Annotated in this window: 13 protein-coding genes and 4 pseudogenes; 8 read left to right on the top strand and 9 right to left on the bottom strand. The window is 60.8% G+C overall.

Annotated elements, in window-relative coordinates:
* Nucleotides 1-2: 2 nt before the first annotated feature.
* A complete protein-coding gene (locus tag L0Z65_RS03880; protein WP_102896772.1) occupies nucleotides 3-1,085 on the bottom strand; it encodes a TRAP transporter substrate-binding protein in 1,083 nt (360 codons plus the stop codon).
* A 252-nt stretch (nucleotides 1,086-1,337) separates the two neighbouring features.
* On the opposite strand from L0Z65_RS03880, the gene L0Z65_RS03875 reads away from it, so the two are divergent.
* From L0Z65_RS03875 to ilvN, 5 genes are all read left to right on the top strand, one after another.
* Nucleotides 1,338-2,771: a cache domain-containing protein gene (locus tag L0Z65_RS03875; RefSeq protein ID WP_405110919.1), complete on the top strand. Its 1,434-nt coding sequence runs from the start codon at nucleotides 1,338-1,340 to the stop codon at nucleotides 2,769-2,771.
* Nucleotides 2,772-2,847: 76 nt separating this feature from the next.
* Nucleotides 2,848-3,492: a response regulator transcription factor gene (locus L0Z65_RS03870; protein WP_102896771.1), complete on the top strand. Its 645-nt coding sequence runs from the start codon at nucleotides 2,848-2,850 to the stop codon at nucleotides 3,490-3,492.
* 464 nt (nucleotides 3,493-3,956) lie between these two features.
* The gene (locus L0Z65_RS03865; RefSeq protein WP_096871612.1) at nucleotides 3,957-5,708 is read left to right on the top strand and encodes an acetolactate synthase 3 large subunit; all 1,752 of its coding nucleotides are present in this window, start codon (nucleotides 3,957-3,959) and stop codon (nucleotides 5,706-5,708) included.
* Nucleotides 5,709-5,816: 108 nt separating this feature from the next.
* The gene (locus L0Z65_RS03860) at nucleotides 5,817-6,263 is read left to right on the top strand and encodes a hypothetical protein (RefSeq protein ID WP_102896770.1); all 447 of its coding nucleotides are present in this window, start codon (nucleotides 5,817-5,819) and stop codon (nucleotides 6,261-6,263) included.
* 4 nt (nucleotides 6,264-6,267) lie between these two features.
* Nucleotides 6,268-6,828, top strand: a complete 561-nt coding sequence (gene ilvN, locus L0Z65_RS03855; RefSeq protein ID WP_405110914.1) for an acetolactate synthase small subunit — start codon at nucleotides 6,268-6,270, stop codon at nucleotides 6,826-6,828.
* Between the two features lie 138 nt (nucleotides 6,829-6,966).
* Here ilvN and L0Z65_RS03850 read toward each other — a convergent pair whose 3' ends face one another.
* Nucleotides 6,967-7,446, bottom strand: a complete 480-nt coding sequence (locus L0Z65_RS03850; RefSeq protein ID WP_102906780.1) for a hypothetical protein — start codon at nucleotides 7,444-7,446, stop codon at nucleotides 6,967-6,969.
* Nucleotides 7,447-7,713: 267 nt separating this feature from the next.
* On the opposite strand from L0Z65_RS03850, the pseudogene L0Z65_RS03845 reads away from it, so the two are divergent.
* Nucleotides 7,714-8,473: pseudogene (locus tag L0Z65_RS03845) on the top strand (helix-turn-helix domain-containing protein).
* An 18-nt stretch (nucleotides 8,474-8,491) separates the two neighbouring features.
* On the opposite strand, the gene L0Z65_RS03840 reads toward L0Z65_RS03845, so the two are convergent.
* The 6 genes and pseudogenes from L0Z65_RS03840 to L0Z65_RS03815 form a co-directional block, all read right to left on the bottom strand.
* A complete protein-coding gene (locus tag L0Z65_RS03840) occupies nucleotides 8,492-9,262 on the bottom strand; it encodes a DUF2189 domain-containing protein (RefSeq protein ID WP_405110910.1) in 771 nt (256 codons plus the stop codon).
* A gap of 23 nt (nucleotides 9,263-9,285) precedes the next feature.
* The gene (locus L0Z65_RS03835; RefSeq protein ID WP_405110907.1) at nucleotides 9,286-10,710 is read right to left on the bottom strand and encodes an amidase; all 1,425 of its coding nucleotides are present in this window, start codon (nucleotides 10,708-10,710) and stop codon (nucleotides 9,286-9,288) included.
* A gap of 143 nt (nucleotides 10,711-10,853) precedes the next feature.
* On the bottom strand, nucleotides 10,854-11,978 hold the full coding sequence (gene prfB / locus L0Z65_RS03830; protein ID WP_405110904.1) for a peptide chain release factor 2: 1,125 nt from the start codon (nucleotides 11,976-11,978) through the stop codon (nucleotides 10,854-10,856).
* Between the two features lie 178 nt (nucleotides 11,979-12,156).
* A pseudogene (locus L0Z65_RS03825) lies at nucleotides 12,157-14,660 on the bottom strand (penicillin-binding protein 1A).
* A 224-nt stretch (nucleotides 14,661-14,884) separates the two neighbouring features.
* Nucleotides 14,885-16,196 (bottom strand): annotated as a pseudogene (locus tag L0Z65_RS03820) (N-acetylmuramoyl-L-alanine amidase).
* Between the two features lie 192 nt (nucleotides 16,197-16,388).
* Complete coding sequence (locus L0Z65_RS03815) at nucleotides 16,389-17,537, bottom strand: pyridoxal phosphate-dependent aminotransferase (protein ID WP_102896761.1); 1,149 nt, start codon at nucleotides 17,535-17,537, stop codon at nucleotides 16,389-16,391.
* On the opposite strand from L0Z65_RS03815, the gene L0Z65_RS03810 reads away from it, so the two are divergent.
* Nucleotides 17,536-18,924: a M48 family metalloprotease gene (locus tag L0Z65_RS03810; RefSeq protein WP_405110901.1), complete on the top strand. Its 1,389-nt coding sequence runs from the start codon at nucleotides 17,536-17,538 to the stop codon at nucleotides 18,922-18,924. The genes L0Z65_RS03815 and L0Z65_RS03810 overlap by 2 nt on opposite strands.
* Nucleotides 18,921-19,694 (top strand): DsbA family protein, encoded by a 774-nt coding sequence (locus L0Z65_RS03805; protein ID WP_405110898.1) that lies wholly within the window; start codon nucleotides 18,921-18,923, stop codon nucleotides 19,692-19,694. The genes L0Z65_RS03810 and L0Z65_RS03805 overlap by 4 nt, the downstream gene beginning before the upstream one ends.
* A 196-nt stretch (nucleotides 19,695-19,890) precedes the next feature.
* Here the strand turns inward: L0Z65_RS03805 and ispG are convergent.
* Nucleotides 19,891-21,013: pseudogene (gene ispG, locus L0Z65_RS03800) on the bottom strand (flavodoxin-dependent (E)-4-hydroxy-3-methylbut-2-enyl-diphosphate synthase).
* Nucleotides 21,014-21,144: the final 131 nt, after the last annotated feature.

The following is a 21,144-nucleotide window of genomic DNA, read 5'->3' as shown; positions in this document are numbered from 1 at the left end:
GGTTAGCCCAGAACGCGGTCGCGCTGAACGCGATAGGCACCTTCGGATTTGGTAATCCAGCCGGAGGAGGCCTTCATGGACTCTTCGACGCTGCCGCGGATCTTCGCAAACAGTTCGTCGCCCATGAACTCGTCCAGGGTTTCCTTGGTCGCGGCACCGAAGGCATCCCAGACGCTGTCAGGGAATTCCAGGGTCTTCACGCCACCGGATTGCAGGCGCTGCAGCGCTGCACCGTTGTTGTTCATGAACTGAGCCAGGCTCCACTGGTGGCCAGCAGCCGCTGCCATCTCAATGATCTTCTGGTGCGCAGGCGACAGGCCATCGAACACATCGCGGTTGGTGGCAACCGACAGCGCGGCACCCGGCTCATGGAAGCCCGCAGTGTAGTAGGTCTTGGTGATTTCCTGGAAACCGGCCTTTTCGTCCGCCCAGGGGCCAATCCACTCGGTGCCGTCAATCGCGCCGGAGGACAGCGCTTGGTACACCTCAGAACCAGGGATGTTCTGCACGGAGGCGCCCAGTTTACCCAGAGCCTTGCCGCCCAGACCCGGCATCCGGAACTTCAGGCCATTGAAATCTTCAGGGCCCTTGATTTCCTTGTTGTACCAGCCACCGGCCTGCGGGCCGGTGTTGCCGCCGATGAAGGACTTCAGACCGAAGATCTGGCCCAGTTCATCATGCAGCGCATGGCCGTCGCCATGGTAGTACCAGTTGGTCAGTTCCTGCGGCGTCATGCCAAAAGGCACGGCGGTGAAATAAGCATAACCCGGGTGCTGGCCGGTGAAATAATAGTCTGCACCATGGTACATGTCGGCCTGGCCTGCGGTCACGGCGTCGAACACTTCGAACGCGCCGACCAGCTCGCCTGCGGCTTTGACATCAACGGTCAGGTCGCCACCGGACATGGCAGTGATGGCATCGGCAACATACTGCGCCGAGTCATGCACACCAGCAAGGCCACGGCCCCATGTGGTGACCATGGTCAGGGTGCGTTTGCCTTGTGCATAGGCTGGTGCGGCCAGAGTGGTTGCTGCAGCGGCGCTGCCCCCCAGCGCGGATGTCTTCAAAAAGGAACGACGATCCATAGGTTTCTCCTCCCATTTAATTGGATTGCTCCGGGTCTGCGCCCGAAACGGGTCTTGTCGAGTGAGGCAAGCCTAGCCGCACCCTGCGTCATGTGAATACCTACTACTGCGTAGAAAACCGCAATTTGGCCAAATTTTTTGGCCAAAATCCGGGCAGGCCGTGATGGTCACATGGGGTGCGTCGGACTTTCGTGCGGTGACCGCACCAATGGGGGCTTTGATTCTCAAATCGGATTGCGTAACGATTCGACCATGCGTCTGATCCCCAATTTCCTGCGACCGAACTACGCCCAGAAACTCTCTCTGCTGGCCACCTTACCGCTCATTGTCGCCGGGGCGGCCATTGCCGTTCTTGTCGCCGTGCAATCGCGCGCACTGGCCGAACGGGAGATCAAGGCACTGGAGCAGCAGCTGTTGCAGGCCAAGATGGCCGAGCTGCGCAACTATGTGACCCAGGCACGGAATGGGTTTTCGCATATCTACGGGCTGGCCGCCCCGGACGACGAGGCCGCAAAGGAACAGGTGACCCAGATCCTCAGCGCGATGATCTATGATCGGGACGGGTTCTTCTTTGTCTATGATTACGACGGCACCAATCTGGTCAGCCCGCGCCAGACGGAGTTTATCAACAAGAATTGGCGCGGCCTTACGGACAGTCGCGGCACGCCCGTGGTGGATGAATTCATCCGCCTGGCCCGTCAGGGGGCTGGCTGGCACACATTTATGTGGGAAAAACCCTCGACCGGCGAGGAGGCGCAGATGGTGGCCTATGTGCTGGGACTACAGGACTGGCGATGGGCGATCGGAACCGGGGTGTTTATTGACGATGTTCTGGCCTCTGTCGCGGCCTCCCGCGCTGAGGTGGAGACCCGCATTCGCCGCACCTTCTACTATATCGGGGGGATCACCCTCTTTGCGCTGGGTCTGGTCTTTGCCTCTGGCATGGTGCTGAATATCCGCGAACGCCGGCTGGCCGACGCCAAGCTGAAAGAGCTGACTCAGCGGGTTTTTGACGCGCAGGAAGAAGAGCGCGGCCGCGTCGCGCGCGAACTGCACGACGGGATCAGCCAGCTTCTGGTCGGGGTGCGCTACGCCCTGGACAATGCCCGCAGGCGGCTGTCACGCGGCGATTTCGACCACGTCGATGATCCCTTGAACAAGGGCATCTCACATCTGGGCACCGCCATCACCGAGGTCCGCCGCATCAGCCGCGACCTGCGCCCTGGGGTGCTGGATGATCTGGGTCTGGGACCGGCGCTGAAGGCGCTGACCGATGACTTTGCCGCCCGCACCGGCATTGAGACCCGGTTCAGCACCGTGGTGTTTCGCAACCGTCTGGACGCGGATGCCAAGATCGCGCTCTACCGTATTGCGCAGGAGGCGCTGACCAATATCGAACGCCACGCCGAGGCCACCGAAGTCAGCATGGATCTGCGCGGTCATGCCCGTGGCGCCACCATGCGGATCACGGATAACGGCCGCGGCCTGCCACCAGTGCAGGACCGCGGTGGCCCGGGCATCGGGCTGCGCAACATGCAGGAACGGATCGAACAGCTTGACGGCACCCTCAGGATTTTGTCATCACGGGGCACGCAAAGCGGCACGGTGATTGAGGTGCTCTTGCCGCTGAGCCATCTTCTGCCGCCCGGAGACGCGGCCAATGCGACCTCCAAACGGGTGTCCTGAGCCAAACTGCGCCCTGCCCGATCTGTCATCACAGCATAGGGCCACAGGAACCGCGCAAGCCACATGAGGGGCGATCATGCCAAACACCATTCGCGTTCTGATCGTCGACGATCACCCAATGGTCGCCGAGGGCATCCAGTCCATCCTTGAAAGCTATGACGACATCGAAGTTGTGGGCAGTCCCAGCAATGGCGAAGAGGCCGTGACCGAGGCGCGTGCGCTGACACCGGATGTGATCCTGATGGATCTCAATATGCCCAAACTTGGCGGGTTGAGTGCGACGGAAATCATCCTCGAACAAAGCCCTGCCACCCGCATCCTGATCCTATCGATGCACGACAGCCCGGAATATATCTCCAGCGCGCTGGCTCATGGCGCCATGGGCTATGTGCTGAAAGATGTCCCGACCGAGGAGATCCGTCAGGCCATCGACACCGTGATGCGCGGCGAGACCTATCTCTGCACCGGTGCCGAAGGCTCCCTGAAGCCCAAGGATGATCCCAACCGCGAGGCGCTCACAGGGCGCGAGCAGACCATCCTTCTGGAGCTGGCACAGGGCAAATCTAACAAGGATGTGGCGCTGGCGTTGGATATCTCCGTGCGCACCGTGGAAACCCACCGCAAGAATATCAAACGCAAACTGGGCATATCCTCGACTGCGGGCCTCACCCGCTATGCATTGGAACATGGCGTGTTACAGGGCACCGGTCACAGTTTCTGACCCGCCCGCCGGGATTGTCGGATACTGAGCTGTCGCAACGCTGCGATGCAGCAGCAATACCGGTGAATTAGGTCCAGAGCCGGACATATCGGTGGAGAAAAAGACGGGCCACCCTCCGGTACACGGGGGTTGACCTGCCCTAAACAGGGAAATCAGGACCGAAATGGCACGATCCACCCCACTCAAAACCGCAATAATGTCGCTACGCACCGACCTGACGCAATAAAATGTCTCAAACCGGGGTGTTTTCGGTTCATTTCCCTGTTGACGCCTCCTGCCCCCGGTCCTAAGGTCCGCCTTAACGCTAGAGGAGCCAAGACGATGAAAATGCTAGTCGTAGTCGTAGGAACCACGCGCATGGGCCGGTAACGGTACACCATAATCGAACCCATGCGCCTCCGACCAGAAATCGGGGGCTTTTTTTATGCGAAACAGAACGATGCCGCCAATTGGAGCTAAAGCAGATGAAACGTGAGATGACCGGCGCAAAAATGGTTGTTCAGGCCCTGAAGGATCAGGGGGTGGACACGGTCTTTGGCTATCCCGGCGGTGCTGTTCTGCCGATTTATGACGAGATCTTTTTGCAGAATGATATCCGGCACATTCTGGTGCGCCACGAACAGGGTGCCGTGCACGCCGCCGAGGGCTATGCCCGCTCCACCGGCAAACCCGGCGTTGTTCTGGTGACCTCCGGTCCCGGTGCCACCAATGCGGTCACTGGCCTCACGGATGCCTTGCTCGATTCCATTCCGCTGGTGGTTCTGACCGGTCAGGTGCCGACCTTTATGATTGGCTCGGATGCCTTTCAGGAGGCCGACACCGTGGGCATCACCCGCCCCTGCACCAAACATAACTGGCTGGTGAAGGACACCGAGAAGCTGGCAGGCACCCTGCATGAGGCCTTTCATGTGGCCACTGCCGGGCGCCCCGGCCCGGTGTTGATCGACATTCCGAAGGATGTGCAGTTTGCCACCGGCACCTATCAGGGCCCCAAACCTGCTGCGTCGCATTACCAGCCGCCCGTAAAAGGCGATTTGGAGGCCATCACCGAGCTGGTCGCAGCGATGGAAACTGCCAAACGCCCGGTGTTCTACACTGGCGGTGGTGTGATCAACTCCGGCCCCGGCGCCAGCCAGCTGCTGCGCGAACTCGCCGAGGCGACGGGCATTCCGGTGACCTCCACGCTGATGGGGCTTGGCGCCTATCCGGCCTCCGGCAAGAACTGGCTGGGAATGCTGGGCATGCACGGGTTGTATGAGGCCAATATGGCGATGCACGACTGCGATCTGATGATCAATATCGGCGCGCGCTTTGATGACCGCATCACCGGTCGTCTCGATGCCTTCAGCCCCCATTCAACCAAGGCGCATATCGATATCGATCCCTCGTCGATCAACAAGGTGATCCGCGTGGACATCCCGATTGTTGGCGACATCGGCCACGTGCTTGAAGATGTGCTGAAAGTTTGGAAAAGCCGCGGCCGCAAGGTCGACAGCGCCGCGATTGCGCAATGGCAGGAGCAGATCAGTGAGTGGCGCGATATCCGCTGCCTCGCCTACACCGCGTCTGAAAGCACCATCAAACCGCAATATGCGCTTGAGCGGCTTGAGGCCCTCACGAAGGATCGCAACCGTTACATCACCACCGAAGTGGGCCAGCACCAGATGTGGGCGGCGCAATACCTCGGCTTTGAAGATCCCAACCGCTGGATGACCTCCGGTGGCCTTGGCACCATGGGCTACGGCACCCCCGCCTCGCTTGGGGTGCAGGTCGCGCACCCGGATGCGCTGGTGATCAACGTCGCGGGCGAAGCCTCCTGGCTGATGAACATGCAGGAAATGGGCACCGCCGTGCAGTACCGCCTGCCGGTGAAACAGTTCATCCTCAACAATGAGCGCCTCGGCATGGTGCGCCAGTGGCAGGAACTGCTGCATGGCGAGCGCTACAGCCATTCCTGGTCCGAAGCGCTGCCCGATTTCGTGAAACTCGCCGAAGCCTTTGGCGCCAAAGGCATCATCTGCAAGGATCCCAAAGATCTGGACGACGCGATCATGGAGATGCTGGACTACGACGGCCCGGTGATCTTTGACTGCCTGGTGGAGAAGCACGAAAACTGCTTCCCGATGATCCCTTCGGGCAAGGCACATAACGAGATGCTGCTGGGCGAAGCCGAAACCCAAGGCGTCATCCAATCCGGCGGCGCGGTGCTGGTCTGATCAATGTCCGGAAAGCACTCACTCATCAGCTTACCTTTGGTCGCGGTCGCACTGACTGCCTTATCGGCATGTGCGCCGCAACCTTACGGTGTCAGAGAGACAGTGCACATGTTTAACAGCGACAAGTATTCCGCCGTAGACATCAGGGATTCATTCAAGGGGAACACTGTTCTCTTCAATGACAGTAGTCATGGCACCCAGATCGAGTACTTTGCGCCCGATGGTCGCGCCTACCTTTGGTATCCCGGCAACACAAGAGCGGTCCAAGGCCTCTGGAAAGTGCAAAAAGAGCCGAAGAAGGTAGCGCAGATTTGCTTCATGTACCCACAAAGCTCATACAACCCAACAACGAAACAACGTGGAGGCAAGTGGGAATGTAACTTTCACGTTATTGTCTCCGATACCGCCAAAGCAGTCGTGGCTGGAGACCCATTCAGCCTAGGAACAGGGCGCATACCAGTTCCTCTCCCTAAAGAACGTACTTTGTCTTTAGATCAGGTGGTTGCGATGACCCCTAGCGACGAGAATTTAAAATATCTCTACAAAAGGAGATAGACGAATGTCTGCCCTACATATCAAAAAAGGCTCCACCAGCCACTCCGCCTATAACCTACGTCCGAATTTCTCGGATGTTCAGGAGCGCCACACCATCACCATTCTGGTGGAAAATGAACCCGGCGTTCTGGCCCGCGTGATCGGCCTGTTCTCCGGTCGTGGCTACAATATCGACAGCCTCACCGTGGCCGAGGTTGATCACACAGGCCATCTGTCGCGCATCACCATTGTCACCACCGGGACCCCGCAGGTGATTGAGCAAATCAAGGCGCAGCTGGGGCGGATCGTCCCCGTGCATGAGGTCACGGACCTCACCGTGGAAGATCCCTTCGTGGAACGGGAACTGGCCATTGTGAAAGTGGTTGGAGAAGGCGACAAACGCGTCGAAGCCATGCGCCTGGCGGAGATTTTCCGCGCCAAGGTTGTGGATACCACGCTGAACAGTTTCATTTTCGAACTGACCGGCGCGCCAGACAAAATCGACGCCTTTGCGGAAATGATGCGGCCCTTGGGGCTGACCAAAATCGCCCGCACCGGCGTTGCGGCGCTGCTGCGCGGCAGCTGATCAGATCCGTTGAAATACCAGATAGGGGTTGCGTCCGCGCGGCCCCTTTTTGCTGAACAAATCTAGGTATTGACGGCGCTTGACCCAGGCGCAGCCAAAAGCCTCATCCTGGCTTGCAGCGCCCCTGCGTCCCGAGCGTCAGCCGCTGCGCCGTTTTGCCTGCGCGCGGGCCTCTCTGGCTTTTTTGTCCGGGAAAGAGATCACTGTTGCCCCGCTCGGGCAACGATCGGGCGCCGCGTGAAGGCCATTGTCGGACGATCCATTCTCCTGCTGCTCCGCCCCGTCAGAGGTGGGATATAGCGGATCACGGCGCGCGTCCTCCCAGGACATGACAGTCGCGTTGGAGCGGGACATTGGCGGGTGCAGATTTGCCTCATGCTCTGCCCGGACCAATTTGGCGGCCAGCTCCGGGCTCTGACTTTCCTCAATGATGCGCAGATCGCAGGCCAACCTCAGGGCGCCCTTCGTTTCGACATGGAATGCCACGCAATCCCCTTTGCTGAGCGCGACTGGCTCATCCAGAGAGGTCCAGCGATAATAGACCAGATCTCCGTGATCTTCACACCAGATCACAGCCTGCCGCAGGTCATAGTCAGTCCAAAGGACGACACCAATCATATCATACCTCACATTGGCCCCGAACCATTTTGAGATAAATCACGTTGGAGGAACACCAAAAACATCTGAAAAGATCTGTACCAATTTGTGTCGTTTTATGCAGAATTGATGCTATATAGCGTCAGTTCCACGGCTATTATCTACAACTGTGATATGCCTTCCCTTGGGTAACCGCAAGATCTGGTATTGAGTCCAATTGCAAACATAGAGGAGACTTTCGTGAGCCAGCCCAGCCAGCCCGACCGCTCCCCTGCCGAGCTGCGCAATATGTTTGGCGCCAACCTGCGGCAACTGGCCAGGGACTACCCATCGATTTCGGAGCTGTCGCGGCGACTGGGGATCAACCGCACCCAGTTCAACCGATACCTGACCGGGGAGAGTTTTCCGCGCCCCGATGTTCTGGACAGGATTTGCAACTTCTTTGATGTGGATGCCCGCATCCTGCTGGACCCGGTCGCGCAGCTGTCCTGCAAGGGGCAGATCCTTCAGGGGCCCTTTCTGAACGATTTTCTCGGCCCCGGCGTCACCAATATGACCGAGGCGTTTTTCCCGTCCGGCCTTTATCAGTTTCTGCGTCGCAGCTTCGTGCGGACGGATCGCTATATTCTGGGGTTGGTGCGGGTATTTCGCAGCGAAGGGGTCACCTACATCCGCGGTTATGAGGCAAAATCCGCCATGCGCTACCAGGGGTTGCCATCCGATGCGAAGTCCCGCGAATTTCGTGGTTATGCCTCGGCTTACGACGATGGGGTCGCCTTCACGCTGGCGCGACGCGGCGGGCGCACCTCATCCTTCAACTATCTGGCCAATGTGCCCGCGATGGAGGCCAATGTCTGGGCTTAGCTATGTCGCCCGTACCAGTCGCGAAAGCGAAACCGCTGACCGCGCCACGCGTATGGTTTATGAATATCTGGGGCAGAACCACGGGGCCATCCTGCGCGCAGCGCGGCGGGCCGGATTTGTGGAGCAACACGAACTCAGCCCCTTTCAACAGCGATTGCTGGGAGTGGGTACGCGGTTCAGATAGCGGGCGCGGAGGCCCATTTCAGGCCCGTGCCGCGATCAGCCGGTAGACATGCCAACTGGCGTGGCCCAGCAGTGGCAGCACCAGCAGCAAACCCAGAAATCCCGGGATCATCGCCACAAATGTCGCCGCAGCAATGCCAGCCGCCCAGAGGATCATCAGTACAAAATTGCTCTGCACATAGGAAAAACTGGTGATCATGGCGGTGACAAAATCCACCTCCCGGTCCAGCAAAAGCGGTAGCGACAGCACCGTGATCATGTAAAGGAGCAGCGCAAAAATCGCACCAACCGCGCTGCCAACAGCCAGCATGGTCATCCCGTTTGCGGTCAGGAAGACCTCAGGCGAGCTGGAGATATTGGTCATCGTTGAATGCCCCAGAAACAGCGCAAAAATCATGTGACCAAGGAAGAACCAGAACAGAAATACGATAATGATAATGGCGCAGATCGACGGCAGCTGACGGCGACTTTGCTGCCAGACCACCCCCAATATGGCACCAAATCCCAGCGCCTCCCCCTGCTCCAGGCGATGCGACACCTCATAGAGGCCGACCGCCGCGAAGGGTCCAATCAGCGGAAACCCGATCGCCGCCAGCACCAACCAGAAGGTGGTGCCGGTTGCCATGGTGATCCAGGCCATGATCCATCCCGCCAGCACATAGACGCTGGCAAAAAACAGCCCGTAGCCCGGTTTGGCGCGAAAGTCACCCCAGCCGTACCGCAACGCCTGTCCCAGCGTCGACAATGTCATCGGCTGCAAATCGGGCACGCCAAAGGCTTTTTCTTCCATGAAAGATCTCCTGATGCCGCTGTTCAGTGGACGGCAGTTGCCGATGGCACCTGCGGTGGGCGACGCTCGGGCCAATGGGTTGCGCGGTGATACTGCTGTCCCAATGCCAGCAATTCACTGTCCCGCCCGTGGGCAGCGAAAACCTGCAGCCCGATTGGCAGACCGCCGGGTCCAAACCCCGCAGGGGCTGCCAGACAGGGCACCCCGATCAGGCTAACGGGGGTCACTACTTCCATCCAGCGATGGTAGCTGTCCATTGCGGTCTGCCCGATCACCTGCGGATAATCGCGTGTAATGTCGAACGGCCAGCATTGCGCTGTCGGCAGCACCAACGCATCATATTGCGAGAACAGCCGTGCCGCGACCCGCTGCCAGTCCGAACGCAGGTCCGACGCCGCTTGGATCTCCTGTCCACTCAAGGCCAGACCACGCTCAAGCTCCCATTGGGCGTTCTCTTTCAGCTGCTGCATCTGCCCGGCAAAAACCCGGAGCCCCGCGGCCACGGAGAAAGAACGCAGCGTGCTCCAGCTTTGCCAGATCCGCTCCGCGGCGAAGGGCGGCGACAGTCTCTCAACCTGATGACCCAGACCGCGCAGCACCTCCAGCGCCGTCTCGCAGGTCTCCAGAATGCCCGGTTCCATCGGATAGGCCCCGCCCCAATCCGCCAGCCAGCCAATCCGCATCGGCCGCACCTCTGGCAAGGGCGAGACACGGTGCCCTGCCCCGGCTGTGGCCGCGAGCGGCTGGCGCGGATCCGGCCCTGACATCACATCCAGCAGCAGCGCCAGATCCTCAGGGGTGCGCGCCATCGGACCGTTGGTCGACAGCGGATGCAGAAACAGATCGCCGCGCGGCTCCCCCGGCACCCGCCCCCAACTGGGCCGGAAGCCGTAGACATTGCACCACCCCGCCGGATTGCGCAGGGAGCCCATCATGTCGGAGCCATCGGCCAGCGCCACCATTCCGGTCGCCAGCGCCGCCGCCGCGCCACCCGATGACCCGCCGCAGCTGCGGCTGCGGTCATAGGGGTTCGCCGTGGCGCCGTAGACCGGGTTGTACGTATGCGAGCCGAGGCCGAATTCCGGAGTATTGGTCTTGCCGATGATCAAAGCGCCTGCTGCCCGCAGCCGCGCCACCATCAAGTCATCCTGTTGCGGCACGAAATCGGCCAGCAAAGGCGAGCCTTGCGTCGCGGGCACGCCTGCCACATTGGCCAGATCCTTGATCGCCATGGGCAGCCCATGCAGCGGCCCCCGAGTCGTCGATCTGTCCGCCGCCGCCGCCTCCGCCAGCAGCACCTCGCGGTCCCGCAGTGCAACGATGGCGTTGACGCCAGGATTTATCGCATCAATGCGTGCCAGCGTCTCCGTCATCAGCGCAACAGCGGTGCGCCGACCGGCAGAGAGATCCTGCAGGGTCTCGCGGGCGCTGGGTGTGGTCTCAATCATCGAAAGGCGCTCCTGGATGGCCGTGGGCTGCAGCCTAGCCGGGCCAAAACACAAAGAAAACCCGCTTGCCGGGGCAAACGGGTTTCTGTGAATCCAAAAGGTCAGTCTGACGCGCGCAAATCCGCGTCAGCGCGGTGATACGATCAGTCGCCCTGTGCTTCCGAGCGGCTCTTGCCCGCCACATTCAGCGCCAGTGTTGCCGCCATGAAGCCATCCAGATCGCCGTCCAGCACACCCTTGGTATCCGAGGTCTCGTGACTGGTGCGCAGGTCTTTCACCATCTGATAGGGCTGCAGCACATAAGACCGGATCTGGTTGCCCCAACCGGCATCGCCCTTCGCCTCATGGGCGGCGTTGATATCCGCATTCCGGCGATCCAGTTCCAGTTGATACAGTCGCGATTTCAGCGCCTTCATCGCGATGTCGCGGTTCTGGTGCTGCGACTTCTCGGAAGAGGTCACCACAATTCCGGTGGGTTCATGGGTGATCCGCACGGCAGAGTCCGTGGTGTTGACGTGCTGGCCGCCCGCGCCCGACGAACGATAGGTATCGATCCGGATATCCGAGGGGTTCACCTCGATTTCGATATTGTCATCCACCACCGGGTAGACCCAGACAGAGCTGAACGAGGTATGGCGCTTCGCCGCCGAGTCATAAGGCGAAATCCGCACCAGACGATGCACACCGCTTTCGGACTTCAGCCAGCCATAGGCGTTGTGGCCGGAAATTTTGTAAGCTGCGGATTTGATACCCGCCTCTTCGCCCGCGCTTTCGGACTGCAGTTCGACTTTGTAGCCTTTCTTTTCGGCCCAGCGGACATACATCCGTGCCAGCATTGAGGCCCAGTCACAGCTCTCTGTGCCGCCTGCCCCTGCGTTGATTTCCAAGAAGGTGTCATTGCTGTCAGCCTCACCATCCAGAAGCGCTTCCAGCTCTTTCTCGGCGGCTTTTTCTTTCAGCGCTTTGAGGGCTGCCTCGGCGTCGGAAATGACCACCGCATCCTCTTCCATCTCTCCCAGTTCGATCAGCTCCATATTGTCGCTGAGATCCTGTTTGATGGATTTATAGGTGTCGATCGCGTCCACCAGCATCTGCCGGTCGCGCATCAGAGCCTGCGCCGCATCGGCATCATCCCACAGGTTGGGATCCTCAACGCGGGCGTTGAACTCTTCCAGGCGGAACTCGGCGGTTTCCCAATCCAGACGCTGCGCCAAAAGCTCCAGCGACTTTTCGATATCGGCCACGATGTTCTGAGTTTCGGCGCGCATGGCAATCCCTTGAAATCACGTATCAGGCCTGCGTGATAAACCACCCGCGCCCTGCGGGCAAGCCGGGGCAGCAGGCAGCGGCGCGATTGGCGCAGCCCGCCACCGCACAGCACAAAACGGGCGGGGTCATGATATCCACGCCCCGCCCCTCAGATAGGATCGCCCAACTCTGGCAGCGTCAGTAAAGCCCGCCGGAACTGATCGTGCCAAAGGTGGCCTTTGGTCCCAGAACAGCGGTGCCGCCATCCGACGTGGTCACGCGACGCGCCGACTGCGCGGCTTCCTCAAACAGGGGCAGGTTTGATCCCATCGCAAAGCCACCATCAAACGCCAGACCAAAGATCGGCTCGGCGCCATCGCGGAAATATTCTGCCACCACATTGCCACCCGAGGCGGCATCGGCAAGGCGCGCGCCGGTATAGCGGTCGATCTTGATGAAATGACCGCCCTCGGGCACGGCGAACTTACCACCACCATATTTGGCTGTCGCCTTCTGCATGAACTGCTGGAACACCGGACCACACATGGTGCCGCCGTAGGCGCCGCGTCCCATCGGGCGCGGCTGGTCAAAGCCCATGTAGCAACCAGCCACGATGTTGGAGGTAAAGCCCACAAACCACACATCGCGCGAGTCGTTGGTGGTCCCGGTTTTGCCTGCAGTGGGCACTGGCAGATTGATCACGCTGGAGGCGGTGCCGCGATCCACCACGCCACGCATCATCGACGTGAGCTGATACGCTGTGATCGGATCCATGACCTGTTCGCGGTTGTCCACGATCCGAGGCGCCTGTCCCGCCGCCAGCGCGGGCGAGGCACAATCAACGCAGTCGCGGTCATCATGGCGATAGATGGTTTCCCCCCGGCGGTCCTGAATCCGGTCCACCAGCGTAGGCTGCACCCGTTCACCGCCATTGGCAAACATCGCATAGGCCGCCACCATCTTATACAGCGTGGTTTCCTCCGCCCCGAGTGAGTTGGCCAGAAACGCCCCCATATTGTCATATACACCAAAGCGTTCGGCATAGCCTGCGACCACTTCCATTCCGACTTCCTGTGCCAGACGAATGGTCATCAGGTTCCGGCTCATCTCGATCCCGGTGCGCAGCGGCGTTGGGCCGTAAAATTTATTGGTAGAGTTTTTCGGACGCCACAGCCCCTGCGGGGTGTTGATCTCAATCGGGGCATCCACAACGATTGTGGCGGGGCTATAGCCGCTGTCCAGCGCTGCCGCATAGACAAAGGGTTTGAAGCTGGACCCCGGCTGGCGCTGCGCCTGTGTGGCGCGGTTGAACACCGAATGCTGGTAGGAGAACCCACCCTGCATGGCCAGAACGCGGCCCGTGTTCACATCCATCGCGACAAAGCCGCCCTGAACCTCGGGCACCTGACGCAGCGACCAATGTTGCAGTGCGCCGTCTTTCTCCACGGCGCGGACCAGTACCACGTCGCCAGCGGAAATATTGTCCTTGAAGCTGCCCTTCATCCATTTGATGTCCGAGCGCGGGACCGATCCGATCTCGGCCACATCTTCAATCCCCACACGCAGGCTCTGGTCGCCGACCTCCAGCGCCACCGCCGGATGCCACTTGCCGCCCAGATCAATGTCGCGGGGCACCGAGGCGTTGCTCAACGCCGCACGCCAGCTCTCCTCCGAGGTCAGCGCCTCCGCATCAAGGGTCACGCCGGTGCCGCGCCAGTTCCCGCGCGAACGGTCGTATTTCTCAAGCCCTCCGCGCAATGCCGATGCGGCTTCGGTCTGCATTTCCTCGTCGATGGTGGCACGCACAGTAAAACCACCGGTAAAGAATTCACCTTCGCCAAAGTCCTCAGACAGCTGCTAAGCTGGATCTCATCGGTGAAATAGTCCCGCGGCGGCAGCGCGGTGCGGAAACTGTCAAAATCGCCATTCTGGACCGAGCGCAGCGGCTGATCGACCTCAACCTTGTAAACCGCACCGGAGATATAGCCGTTTTCGCGCATCTCCCGCAGCACGTAGTTGCGCCGCGCCAGCAGGCGCTCGCGTTGCGACACCGGGTGATATTTCGACGGCGCCTTCGGCATGGAGGCCAGCGTCGCAGCCTCATGCGGGGCCAGCTGGCTCAGTGTCTTGTTAAAATAGGTCTGCGCCGCCGCTGTCACACCATAGGAATTCTGGCCCAGGAAAATCTCATTGAGGTACAGCTCCAAAATATCCTCCTTGCTCAGCGTATCCTCAAGGCGCGAGGCCAGGATCAATTCCTTTACCTTACGCTCTGCCTTGCGGTCGCCGGACAGAAGGAAGTTCTTCATCACCTGCTGGGTGATGGTGGAGGCGCCGCGCACGTTTTCACCGCGCGACCGCACCGCCTCAACCGCCGCAGCGGCGATGCCGCGCATGTCATAGCCCTTGTGGCTGTAGAAATTCTTGTCCTCAGCCGAAATGAAGGCCTGTTTCACCAGATCGGGAATTTCTTCCGACGGGGTAAACAGGCGGCGTTCCTGGGCAAATTCGTCGATCAGTTGCCCCTCACCGGAGTAGATCCGGCTGATGGTCGGCGGCTGATACTGCGCCAGAGATTCGTGGCTGGGCAGATCCCGGCCATAGATCCAGAACACCGCACCAATGGTCAGGGCAATCATTGCGATGCCCAGCGTGATGGTGCTGAAGATGGAACCGAAGAACGATAGAATAAATCTGACCACTGTAGAGCCTTTCTCGCGCAGTGCCGCCTATATAGGTGCAGCGGCGCGTGGGGTCAAAACGGGAAACGGCATATTGACGCCGCCGACCCGGAGAAAACAGGGGGAAAGCGCGACAGGCTGTCCCCGGATACCAAACCTCACATCCGCCGCATTGGTTCCGCTCTCACGCGGCCGACCGATATCGACGGAGGGTGCAGCCAGTGAAAATGCCCAACCAGCGGAGGTTATTGACGCACCAGCGGTCGGGTCTCCTCATCCGCAATACGCCAAGACAACAGCCCGTTCAGAATGCCCCGCGCCGTGCGCTCACGCCAGTCCGGGTCCATCAGATTGGCAAGATCACGGGGGCTGGACAGAAAACCAACTTCCACCAGAGCCGATGGGATATCGGCTGATTTTAGCACAGAAAACCCGGCTTCGCGCAGCGGTCGGCGATTCATTGCCCCGCCTTGGCTCTTCAGCCCCGTCACCAACGCCCGCGCCAGCGCCTGACTGCGGGGATGAGTCTCTACCCGCGCCAGATCCAGCAGCACATCGGTCACCCGATCATCAGCCTTACTCAGATCGGTGCCCGCCAGCAGATCGCCCCGTTCCTGCCGCTCGACCAGCGTCGCCGAAGCCGCATCGGAGGCATCGTCAGAGAGTGTATAAACCGTGGTGCCATGGGCGCGCCCCTCTGACAGGCTGTCCGCATGCAGGGACAGAAACAGATCCGCCTTGGCCTGATGTGCCAGCGCAATCCGCCGCTCAAGCGAGACAAAATAGTCATCATCCCGCGTCAGCTGGACATTGAACTGCCCTGAGCGGACCAGCATCTCCCCCAGCTCCATGGCGAATTGCAGCATCAGATCCTTTTCCTGCACCAGCCCACCCTGAAGGAAGGCCTCCGCCCCCGGATCAATACCGCCATGCCCCGGATCGATCACGATCAACAGGGGGGCCAGCGAGATCCTTCGCTTCGCGCGCGATCATCGGGGTGGGCGCAGGCAGATCCCAACGGGCATCGCGCGGCGCGCCGGTTGTGGCGGCAAACTCCTCGGCCGTGGTCTTGCGCAGGGCCACCGACAGTTGGGCCGCCGCCGTCACCGGATCAATATCCATCGCCGCTGTCTCAATCTGCATAGGTCGCGCCAGGGCCAGCACCAGCCGCGACCACCCCGGCACATAGGTTCCGAATTGCACAGCTGTGATGCCATCTTCGGTGATCAGCGCCTGCTCGCCCAGACCGCTCCAGTCGACCTCCTGAAAATCCAGCACCACACGCGGCGGCGCATCCAGCGTGAACAGCCGATACGGCACGCCCTGGCTAAGCCCCAAGGTAATATCCGTCCCGGAGCGGCGGTCCTCCGCCCGGGTTTCCTGCGGTTCAATCCGCGCAAGGCCGCTGAACCCCTGTGCCGCCGGTGAGATCACCTCTGGCGCCGACGTATTGGTCGCCCCAGACGTCTCCTGCGCCGCCAGCGGTGCCGCCATGAAGAGCGGCAGCAGCGCTGCAAGGGCCATTGTTTTTCTGCTCATGGCTAATGTTCTGCCCATTATGCTGGTCTGCCTATTGTACTGCCCGGATCCTGTTCTGCACGCCCCCCCCCTTACGCCCGGTCCTGAGCACGGGAAGAGGATACGCCGCCTCGGCTGCGCAGATATTTTGCCCGCAGACTAGGCCATTGCGAGACCGGATGGCCAGCCTCATCCTGTCGCCCCGCCTGCCAGATGTTCAGCGGCGGAGGGTCAGCCCCGACGTGCCGCCATAAAGGCGGTGAGCCGCGCCAGCCCCTCCTCGATATCGGCGGTGGAGCGCGCGTAGGAAAACCGCAAAGTGGTCGCGCCGCGCTTGGGATCAAAATCCAGCCCCGGTGTCACCGCCACCCCGGCCTCGTCCAGAATCTCCTTGGCAAAGGCGCGGCTATCCTGGGTCAGATCAGAGACATCCGCATAGACATAGAACGCCCCATCCGGTGGCGCGATCCGATCAAAACCTGCCTTTGGCAGACCTTCCAGCATCAGCGCGCGATTGCGCGCATAAACGGCGAGATTGCTCTCCAGTTCCTCGCGGCAATCCATCGCTGCCAAGGCCGCCACCTGACTGGCATGGGGCGCGCAGATGAACATGTTCTGGGCGATGCGTTCCACCACCCGCACATGATCCTCCGGCACCACCATCCAGCCCACGCGCCATCCGGTCATGGCGAAATACTTGGAAAACGAATTGATCACATAACAATCATCCGTCACCTCAAGTGCGGTGACTGCCTTGGCCTCATACTCGATGCCATGGTAGATCTCATCCGAGATGAAGGCCGCGCCCTGCCCCTGTGCCGCCTCAACCAAAGCCGCCATTGCAGGTTTATCCAGCATGGTACCGGTGGGATTGGCCGGTGAGGCCACCATCAACCCGGCCAGATCCAGGCCGGTCAAATCCTGCGGCACCGGCTGCAGGCGGTGATCCAACGAGGTCTCGATATCCACCGGCGTCAGCCCCAACGCATGCAGGATCTGCCGGTAGGACGGATAGCCCGGCGCGCCGATGCCCACCCTGTCACCACTGTCAAACAACGCCGTAAAGCTGAGCAGGAACGCCCCGGAGGAACCGGGGGTAATCACCACCCGCTCCGGGTTCAGATCAACATTATACCAATCGCCATACAACTGCGCGATCCGCTTGCGCAGCGCGGGAAGTCCAAGCGCCACGGTGTAGCCCAGGCTGTCATGATCCAGCGCCTTTGCCAGCGCCTCACGCGCGGCGACAGGCGCACCGGTAGAGGGCTGGCCCACCTCCATATGGATGATATGGCGACCTGCCTCTTCGGCGCGGCGGGCGGCCTCCATCACATCCATCACAATGAAGGGATCGACGTTGGACCGGCTTGAGTTTCGCATGTTGATCTCCCATGGTGCGGCCATGACCTTTGACCGCTTCTCCCGCCTCGCGTCAATCCCGGCTCTGGCTCTTGCTGCGCTCTGTTTCGTCGCGGGATCCCTGGCCTCATCCGCGCAGGCGGCCTCGATCTCGCTGCTGCGCGATCCCGATATTGAACGTGGGCTGAATGAGCTGGCCGCCCCGGTGCTGCGCGCCGCAGGTCTGAATGCCAAACGGGTGCGGGTGCTGGTGGTCAACGATGGATCCTTCAACGCCTTCGTCGTGGATTCGCAAACGATTTTCATACATTACGGGCTGATCCTAAAAGTAGATCGCCCCGAAATGCTACAGGCCGTGATCGCCCATGAGGCGGCCCATATCACCAATGGCCACCTGTCACGGAGGATGCAGAACATGCGCTCTGCCCGCTCTGCCGCAGGCCTTGGCGCCGCCCTTGCCGTGCTTGCGGCCGCTGCGGGCGCCGGTGAGGCCGCTGCCGGTATTGCGCTTGGCACGCAGTCCTCCGCCCTGCGCGGGTTTCTCGCCCATACCCGCGCCGAAGAAGCCTCCGCCGACCGCACTGCTGCCGGTATTCTGCAACGGGCGGGGGTCAGCCCGCGCGGGCTGGTTGATGTCCATAAGATCTTTGCCGGGCAGGAGCTGCTGAGCCCGGTCAATCAGGATCCTTATATGCGCTCGCATCCGCTGAGCCGTGACAGGATCCGCGCTGCCGAAGCTTATCTTGCCAGCCACGGCGACAGCGCCAAACCCGATGCCAATGCAATCTATTGGTTTGCCCGGGTGCGCGGTAAGCTGTCGGCCTTTACCCGGTCGCCCAAATGGACCCTGCGCCGGATCGCGGATGAGCCTTACAAAGACGTCCGCCTGATGCGGGAAGCCGTCGCCCGGCATCGGCGCAACAACCTGCAAAAGGCGTTGCGCGCCATCGACGGTGCCCTCGCCCTGCGCCCCACCGATCCTTACTACCAGGAACTTAAGGGCCAGATCCTGATGGAAAACCGCCGCTGGCAACCCGCCCTCGCCGCCTATGGCCGGGCCGTCCAGCAGGCCGGGCGTGACCCGCTGATCCTCGCCAGCCTTGGGCGGGCGCAGTTGGCTGCTGGCCAGCCAAAGGCGGCCATCAAATCACTGGAAGCTGCCCGCGCGCGGGATTTCCGCAATGCCGCCATGCTGCGTGATATGGCGCAGGCCTACGCGAAACTTGGCCAGTCCGGCATGGCCGCACTGGCCACCGCCGAACGCTATGCGCTACAGGGACGGCTGAAGGACGCCGGGCTGCACGCCAAACGCGCCACCGCCCAACTGCCCACCGGATCCACTGCCTGGCGACGCGCCCAAGACGTGCTGATCGCCGCTGAACAAAACGAAAAAAGGAAATCGAGATGACCCGTTTCACCCGCCTCCCCGCCGTTTCTGCCGCGGCACTGGCCCTTGGGCTGATGGTTGCCCCTGCTGTTCAGGCACTTGATCTCAGTCAGATGAGCGACGACGAACGTGCCGCATTTGGCGCCGAGGTCCGTGCCTATCTGCTGGAGAACCCGGAGGTGATCCTGGAAGCGGTCAACAAATTGGAACAGCAGCAAGCCGCCGATGAGGCGGCCCGTGATGATGCGCTGGTCTCTGAAAACCTGACGGCCCTGCATGACGACGGCTATTCCTGGGTCGGTGGCAATCCCGATGGTGATATCACCTTGGTGGAATTCATGGACTACCGCTGTGGCTATTGCAGACGCGCCGCTCCCGAAGTTGAACAACTGGTATCAGGTGACGGCAACATCCGCTTGATCATCAAGGAATTTCCGATCCTCGGCGAAGCCTCGGTGCTGACCTCCCGCTTTGCCATCGCCACGCGGCTGGTGGCCGGGGATGACGCCTATAAGGATGTCCATGACGCACTGATCACCCTCAGTGGCGAACCCAATGAGGGCACCCTGCGCCGTCTGGCCGACGGGCTGGATCTCGATGCCGATGCGATCCTCGCGCGGATGTCGGATCCCGAGATCGCGCGCCAATTGCAAGACACCCGCGCGCTGGCCCAGCAGCTGGCAATTTCCGGCACGCCGACCTTCGTACTGGGGGAGGAGCTGCTGCGCGGCTATCTGCCTGCCGACCAGATGGAGATCATGGTCGCCGATATTCGCGAAAAGCGCAGCTGACCAAAGGTAGGATTTTTAGGTCAGCCCCAGACACAGAACCAACTGGGGGCCAACCCCCAGACACAGGGCAGACTGGGGGCCAGCCCCCAGACCCCCGGAGTATTTCGGGAAAGATGACAGGCGAAACAGACAACAGAAAAAGGGCGCTGATCTGACCTCAGCGCCCTTTATTAACTAGAAATGGATTGGGCCGGATCTATTCCGCAGCGGCGGCCTCGGCATCAAGCAGAGCAGCCTTTTTCTCCACCTCTTCCACGATGTGATCCACCATCTGGTCATTGGACATCTTATGGCTGGCCTTGCCCGCCAGATAGACCATGCCGGAACCCGCGCCGCCGCCGGTAAAGCCTACGTCGGTCATCAGTGCCTCCCCCGGGCCATTGACCACGCAGCCGATGATTGAGAGGCTCATCGGGGTCTTTACATGCTCCAGACGTTTTTCAAGGGTTTCAACCGTCTTGATCACATCAAATCCCTGCCGTGCACAGGACGGGCAGGAGATGATATTGACGCCGCGGTGACGCAGGCCGAGGGATTTCAGGATCTCAAACCCCACCTTCACCTCCTCCACCGGATCGGCGGAGAGGCTGACCCGCAGGGTGTCGCCAATGCCCATCCACAGAAGCTGTCCCAGACCAATCGCCGATTTGATGGTGCCAGAGACAAAGCCGCCCGCCTCTGTGATGCCAAGGTGGATCGGCGCATCGGTGGCCTCAGCCAGCTGTTGATAGGCTGCCGCCGACATAAAGACGTCGGAGGCTTTCACCGAGATTTTGAATTCGTGGAAATCATGGTCCTGCAGGATGCGGATATGATCGAGGCCCGATTCCACCATCGCCTCCGGGCAGGGCTCACCGTATTTGTCCAGAAGGTGCTTTTCCAGCGACCCCGCATTCACACCAATGCGAATGGAGCAATTGTGGTCCTTAGCGGCGCGGATGACCTCTGCCACGCGTTTCTCATCACCGATATTGCCGGGGTTGATGCGCAGGCAGGCCGCGCCCGCCTCCGCCGCCTCAATCCCGCGCCTATAATGGAAATGGATATCCGCGACGATTGGCACCGGGCTTTCGCGGACGATTTCTTTCAGCGCGTTGGAAGAGGCCTCATCCGGGACCGACACCCGGACGATATCGGCGCCTAGCCTCGGCTGCGGCCTGAACCTGCGCCACCGTTGCTGCAACATCGGTGGTCGGCGTGTTGGTCATGGTCTGGACCGCAATCGGGGCATCGCCGCCAACAGGCACATTGCCCACATGGATCTGGCGGCTTTTGCGGCGTTCGATATGGCGCCAGGGGCGAATATGGTTGATCGACATGAGGTCCGGTCCGCGCTGTTCAGGGTTCCGGGCATAGATACGCGCAGTCTGGCGCAGCTTCAATGGTGGCTGGGCATTCCTGCAAGGATCGGGCCAGATGTCGCAAGCGGCCAGGTACTCCGAACGACACC

This window comes from Phaeobacter sp. BS52 (assembly GCF_045040595.1).
Classification (GTDB): Bacteria; Pseudomonadota; Alphaproteobacteria; order Rhodobacterales; family Rhodobacteraceae; genus Phaeobacter; species Phaeobacter piscinae.
The sequence above is the reverse complement of the archived record's forward strand: the minus strand, read 5'-3'. Positions and strand labels throughout refer to the sequence as shown.

Bases quoted from the DNA above. Each gene is read 5' to 3' on its own strand.
- L0Z65_RS03815 (WP_102896761.1), bottom strand. From the start codon at position 17,537: ATGCGAAACTCAAGCCGGTCCAACGTCGATCCCTTCATTGTGATGGAT.
- L0Z65_RS03860 (WP_102896770.1), top strand. From the start codon at position 5,817: ATGTTTAACAGCGACAAGTATTCCGCCGTAGACATCAGGGATTCATTC.
- L0Z65_RS03880 (WP_102896772.1), bottom strand. From the start codon at position 1,085: ATGGATCGTCGTTCCTTTTTGAAGACATCCGCGCTGGGGGGCAGCGCC.
- L0Z65_RS03840 (WP_405110910.1), bottom strand. From the start codon at position 9,262: ATGGAAGAAAAAGCCTTTGGCGTGCCCGATTTGCAGCCGATGACATTG.
- L0Z65_RS03835 (WP_405110907.1), bottom strand. From the start codon at position 10,710: ATGATTGAGACCACACCCAGCGCCCGCGAGACCCTGCAGGATCTCTCT.
- L0Z65_RS03810 (WP_405110901.1), top strand. From the start codon at position 17,536: ATGTTGATCTCCCATGGTGCGGCCATGACCTTTGACCGCTTCTCCCGC.
- ilvN (WP_405110914.1), top strand. From the start codon at position 6,268: ATGTCTGCCCTACATATCAAAAAAGGCTCCACCAGCCACTCCGCCTAT.
- L0Z65_RS03870 (WP_102896771.1), top strand. From the start codon at position 2,848: ATGCCAAACACCATTCGCGTTCTGATCGTCGACGATCACCCAATGGTC.
- L0Z65_RS03865 (WP_096871612.1), top strand. From the start codon at position 3,957: ATGAAACGTGAGATGACCGGCGCAAAAATGGTTGTTCAGGCCCTGAAG.
- prfB (WP_405110904.1), bottom strand. From the start codon at position 11,978: ATGCGCGCCGAAACTCAGAACATCGTGGCCGATATCGAAAAGTCGCTG.
- L0Z65_RS03875 (WP_405110919.1), top strand. From the start codon at position 1,338: ATGCGTCTGATCCCCAATTTCCTGCGACCGAACTACGCCCAGAAACTC.
- L0Z65_RS03850 (WP_102906780.1), bottom strand. From the start codon at position 7,446: ATGATTGGTGTCGTCCTTTGGACTGACTATGACCTGCGGCAGGCTGTG.
- L0Z65_RS03805 (WP_405110898.1), top strand. From the start codon at position 18,921: ATGACCCGTTTCACCCGCCTCCCCGCCGTTTCTGCCGCGGCACTGGCC.